This is a genomic window from Nocardia sp. CC201C (genome assembly GCF_030010695.1).
GTDB classification, from domain to species: domain Bacteria; phylum Actinomycetota; class Actinomycetes; order Mycobacteriales; family Mycobacteriaceae; genus Nocardia; species Nocardia otitidiscaviarum.
Window position 1 is genome coordinate 1 of sequence record NZ_JASCXP010000492.1, and the last position, 4,866, is coordinate 4,866.

General features: G+C 69.1%; 4 protein-coding genes and 1 pseudogene. 2 read left to right on the forward strand and 3 right to left on the reverse strand.

All coding sequences use genetic code 11. The annotated features are described in order from the left end of the window. From QK444_RS32505 to QK444_RS32515, 3 genes and pseudogenes are all read right to left on the reverse strand, one after another. Positions 1–357 (reverse strand): annotated as a pseudogene (locus tag QK444_RS32505) (sulfate ABC transporter); the annotation flags it as partial. Next, the gene (cysT, locus tag QK444_RS32510; RefSeq protein ID WP_282785892.1) at positions 354–1,181 is read right to left on the reverse strand and encodes a sulfate ABC transporter permease subunit CysT; all 828 of its coding nucleotides are present in this window, start codon (positions 1,179–1,181) and stop codon (positions 354–356) included. The gene cysT and the pseudogene QK444_RS32505, both read right to left, overlap by 4 nt. Positions 1,182–1,282: 101 nt before the next feature. Then, the gene (locus tag QK444_RS32515; RefSeq protein WP_282785889.1) at positions 1,283–2,323 is read right to left on the reverse strand and encodes a sulfate ABC transporter substrate-binding protein; all 1,041 of its coding nucleotides are present in this window, start codon (positions 2,321–2,323) and stop codon (positions 1,283–1,285) included. Positions 2,324–2,659: 336 nt separating this feature from the next. Between QK444_RS32515 and QK444_RS32520 the strand changes: the two genes are divergently transcribed. Both QK444_RS32520 and QK444_RS32525 read left to right on the forward strand, forming a co-directional pair. Next, positions 2,660–3,715, forward strand: a complete 1,056-nt coding sequence (locus QK444_RS32520; protein WP_282785890.1) for a M48 family metallopeptidase — start codon at positions 2,660–2,662, stop codon at positions 3,713–3,715. Between the two features lie 85 nt (positions 3,716–3,800). Further along, positions 3,801–4,866: serine/threonine-protein kinase (locus tag QK444_RS32525; RefSeq protein WP_282785891.1), on the forward strand; the 1,066-nt coding region annotated here is incomplete at its 3' end.

Genomic DNA, 4,866 nt, shown 5'->3' on the forward strand with positions numbered 1-4,866 from the left:
CCAGCCGCCCGCACCCCACAGCAGGATCAGCGAGACACCGACCACCACCGGCGATGTCGCGAAGGGCAGATCGACCAGGCCCTGCACCAGACCGCGGCCCGGAAACCGCCCGCGCACCAGTGCGATAGCGGTCATCACGCCGAAGACCACGTTCACCGGCACCACGATGGCCACGATGATCATCGACAGGTTGAACGCGGAAATCGCCGCGGGCGTGGAGATCCAGTCGATGAACGTCCCGATCCCGTGCTCGAAACTGCGGTACAGGATGATGCCCAGCGGCAGCACCAGCAGCACGAACAGATACCCGAGCGCCACCGTGCGCAGCGACATGCGGGTCATCGCCGAGAGTTTCACTGCGCGTCCTGCTCCTTCCGGGTCGCCCGCTCCGCGAACAGCCGCAGCACCAGCAGCGTCAGGAAGGCGATCACCAGCAGCGCCACCGAGACCGCCGCCGCGCTGACCGGGCGGTCCACCTCGATCTGCTGCTGGATGTACTGCGAGGCCACCTGGGTCTCGCCCGGGATATTGCCGCCGATCAGCACCACCGACCCGAATTCGCCGATGGCGCGGGCGAAGGCGAGCCCGCCACCGCTGATGATGGCCGGGGCCAGGGTCGGCAGCACGATGCGCCGGAAGGTGGTCCAGTTGTCCGCGCCCAGCGATGCCGCCGCCTGCTCGACCTCGATATCGACCTCGATGAGCACCGGCTGCACCGAGCGCACCACGAACGGCAGCGTCACGAACGCCAGCGCCACCACCAGACCGGGCTGGGTGGCATTGAGCTGGATGTCGATCGGGCTCTGCGGACCGTAGAGCGACAGCAGCACGATGCTGGCCACGATGGTCGGCAGCGCGAACGGCAGGTCGATGAGCGCGTTCACGATGCTTTTGCCGGGGAAGTCGTCGCGCACCAGCACCCAGGCGATGAGGGTGCCCATGACGACATTGAGCACGGCCACGATCACCGAGACGACGACCGTCACCCGCAGCGCGTCCAGGGCGGCGGGCGCGGTGACCGCGTCCCAGAAGCCCGACCAGCCGTCACTGAACGAGTTGAAGGTCAGGGCCGCCAGCGGCAGCAGCACGATGATGCTGAGCCACAGCACCGAGATCGCGATGCCGAGGGGGCCGACCGATCCGGTCACCCGCAGCCAGGACCAGCGGTCCGGGCGCGGGATGCCGCTGGTGTCGGTGGATGCGTGCGAGTCCCGCCCGAGCTCGACGCTTCCGCTGCTGTCTTTCACGGTAGCCAGTATCCTGTGTGCTTCACGTCACCCGACTATCCGGTGGTCCGCTCGTAGATGACGGCGATACCGCCGCTGCCCTGCGCGAAGAGGTCCTGGTCGACGGTCTGCCAGCCGCCCAGGTCGGCGATCGTCCACAGGGTCCGCGGCTGCTGGAACTCGGCGGCGAAGTCGGCGCGCACCTGCGGGTCCACCGGGCGGAATCCGGCCTCGGCCCAGGCGCGCTGCGCGGCGGGCGTGTAGAGGAAGTCCCGGAACGCCGCGGCCCGCTCGGGGTGGCGCGAACTCTTCAGCACCGCCACCGGATTCTCGATCTTGAAAGTGATCGGCGGCACCACATGCTCGATGGGATCGCCCTGGCGCTCGGAGAAGATGGCCTCGTTCTCATAGCTGATCAGCACGTCACCGACGCCCTGAAGGAAGGTGTCGGTGGCCATGCGACCGGAACTCGGCTGCACCTTCACGTGCTCGGGCGAGAGCAGTTCCGCCAGGTAGTCCAGGCCCGCCTGCGGGTTCTTGCCGCCCTCGCTCTTGGCCGCGTACGGGGCGAGCAGATTCCACTTGGCCGAGCCGGAGCTGAACGGGTTGGGGGTCACCACCTCCACCCCCGGACGGAGCAGATCGTCCCAGTCCCGGATGTTCTTGGGATTGCCCTCGCGCACCACCAGCGTGACCACGGAACCGAAGGGAATTCCCTTGTTGGCGTCGGCATTCCAGTCCGGATCGATCAGTCCGGCGTCGACCAGGCGGGTGATGTCGGGTTCCACCGAGAAATTCACCACATCGGCGTCCGCCCCCTTGGCCACCTTGCGAGACTGGTCGCCGGACGCGCCGTAGGAGGGCACCACCTCGACGCCCTCCCCGGCCTCGGTCTCGTTGAACGCGGGCACCACCTTGTCGAAACCGGGCTTGGGCACCGCGTACGCGTACAGGTGCAGGGTGCCGCGACTGTTGTCGACATCGCCGCCGCCGACCTCGTCACTGGAGCCGCCGCTGCATCCGGTGAGGGCGAGGGCGGCGACCGCGACCAGAGCGGTCACGAGCGACGGACGTCGGAGCCGGGAACTGCGGGGCATCGAGGGGACCTTTCCTACCGCCCGCCGAACTCGTCGGCGGAAATCTGGGGACTGCCGTGAGCCCGCGTCCGGGCACGGCGATGGCGCTGTCGGCCCGAAGGCCGCCGGGAACGAACGTCAGCTGCGAAAGGACGCGCGCCAGTCTACTGATGAGATTGTGCAGCGGTTCGGGTCGGCGGTCAGCGACAGTGAATGTCCGCTACCGCAAGGCAGCCCACCGCGATCAACGCCAATTCATGGCGGACCCGGGGTGGAGCACTCGACGACACGGGCAGACTGTAGCAGAGCGGCATTCGACGCCGCGAATTACCGCGAACGCCCACACGGGGGAGATTCATGACGAGCCCTGACCGACTCCGCACCCGATTCCCGGAGATCAGCACCCGCGCCTGGGAGCATCCCGCCGACCGCACCGCCCTGGTGGCGCTGCGCAGCCTCTCCGGCTTCGACATGGTGCTGCGCACGCTGAGCGGGCTGCTCGCCGAACGCCAGCACCGGCTGCTCTACCTGGCCACCGCGGTGCGCGTGGACGAACGGCAGTTCACGACATTGCACCAGCTGCGCCAGGACTGCGTCGAAATCCTGGACGCCCCGACCACTCCCGAGATGTTCGTCCTCCAGGACCCGCGGGCCAACGCCCTCACCATCGGCATGGACCAGCCCTTCATCGTGCTGACCACCGGACTGCTGGACCTGCTCGACCAGGAGGAACTGCGGTTCGTGGTCGGCCACGAACTCGGACACGCGCTCTCCGGGCACGCCGTGTACCGCACCATGCTCATGCATCTCATGCGGCTGGCCGGTGGCATCGGCTGGATTCCGATCGGCGGCTGGGCGCTGCGGGCCATCATCGCCGCGCTCATGGAGTGGAGCCGCAAATCCGAACTGTCCGGCGACCGCGCCGGGCTGCTGGCGGGCCAGGACGTGGAGGCGTCGGTGCGGGTGCACATGAAGCTGGCGGGCGGCTCGCGAGTGGACCAGATGAGCCATGCGGCCTTCCTGGCCCAGGCCGACGACTACGACCGCTCCGGGGATCTGCGCGACGGGGTGCTCAAACTGCTCAATCTGGAGTTGCAGAGCCACCCGTTCTCGGTGCTGCGCGCCGCCGAACTGCGGCGGTGGATCGCCAGCGGGGAATACGGGCGGGTGCTCGACGGGCAGTACCCGCGCCGCCACACCGACCGGGACGCGCGGTTCGGCGAGGAGATCCGCCAGGCCGCCCGCAGCTATCGCGAATCCTTCGACCAGTCGGAGGATCCGCTGGTCAAGGTGGTGCGCAATCTCGGGCGTGATGCCGCCTCGGCGGTCAATACCGTGGGTCAGGAGGTGGGCGAGACCGTCGCCAAGATCGGCAAGCGGTTCGACGAGTGGCGGAATCGAGACGGCTCCTAGTCGCGGAGTGCGGAATACTCACCGTGGGGAGCGTGCGCGCTCGACCCGGATGCCCTGTCGATCGAACGAGATGGAGTGACCTGTCGTGCAGCTCGGTGTGAACGAGTCGTTCGCCGGTTACGAGATCGAAGGCGTACTGGGCAACGGCGGCATGGGCACGGTCTATCTCGCGCGGCATCCGCGGCTGCCGCGCAAGGTGGCGCTCAAACTGCTGAACCGGGAGGTGTCGGCGGACCAGGAGGTGCGGCGGCGGTTCGAGCGCGAGGCGAATGTGATTGCCCGGCTGGACCATCCGAGCATCGTCGGGATTCACGACCGCGGGGTGCAGGACGGACACCTGTGGATCGCCGTGCAGTACGTGCCCGGCACCGACGCCGCCCGGCTGGATCCGCGCGCCGTGTCGGTCGAGCGGGCGGTGCGGATCATCACCGAGACCGCCGCCGCGCTCGACTACGCGCACAGCCACGGCATCCTGCACCGGGATGTGAAGCCCGCCAATATCCTGCTGTGGGCCGCCGCGACCGGACGCGATGAACGGGCCGTGCTCACCGATTTCGGCATCGCCGCCCTCGCCGACTCCAACACCCAGCTCACCGCCACCGGAATGTTCTCCGCCACACTGGCTTTCGCCTCACCCGAACAGCTCTCCGGGGAACGCCTGGACCACCGCGGCGACCAGTACTCGCTGGCCTGTACCTGCTACGCCCTGCTCACCGGCCACGGCCCCTTCCCCGCCACCAACCCCGGCCAGGTGGTGGCCGGCCACCTCAACAAACCCCTCCCCCACCTGCACCCGCAGCGCTCCGACGTCCCCCCGGCCCTGGACGAGGTCCTCGCCCGCGCCGCCGCCAAATCCCCCGACGACCGCTACCCCGACTGCTCCACCTTCGCCGCCGCCGCCCGCGCGGCCCTCACCACCCCCTTCCGCCCGCCCGCGACCATCCCCAACCCCAACGCCACCCTCCCCAACCCCGACTCGCACCCACCGAAACCCCCTGCGGCGGGACCACATCCGATCCCGCCCACATCGAACCCGACCCGCTTCGCCCCGGGCTCGTCCCATCCGGACGAGGCGGAGGGCCGCTGGACGGCCAGCCCCGGTGTGGCGGCCCATCCCGGCCCGACGGCCGATCCCGGCGCTGCCGGAGGCC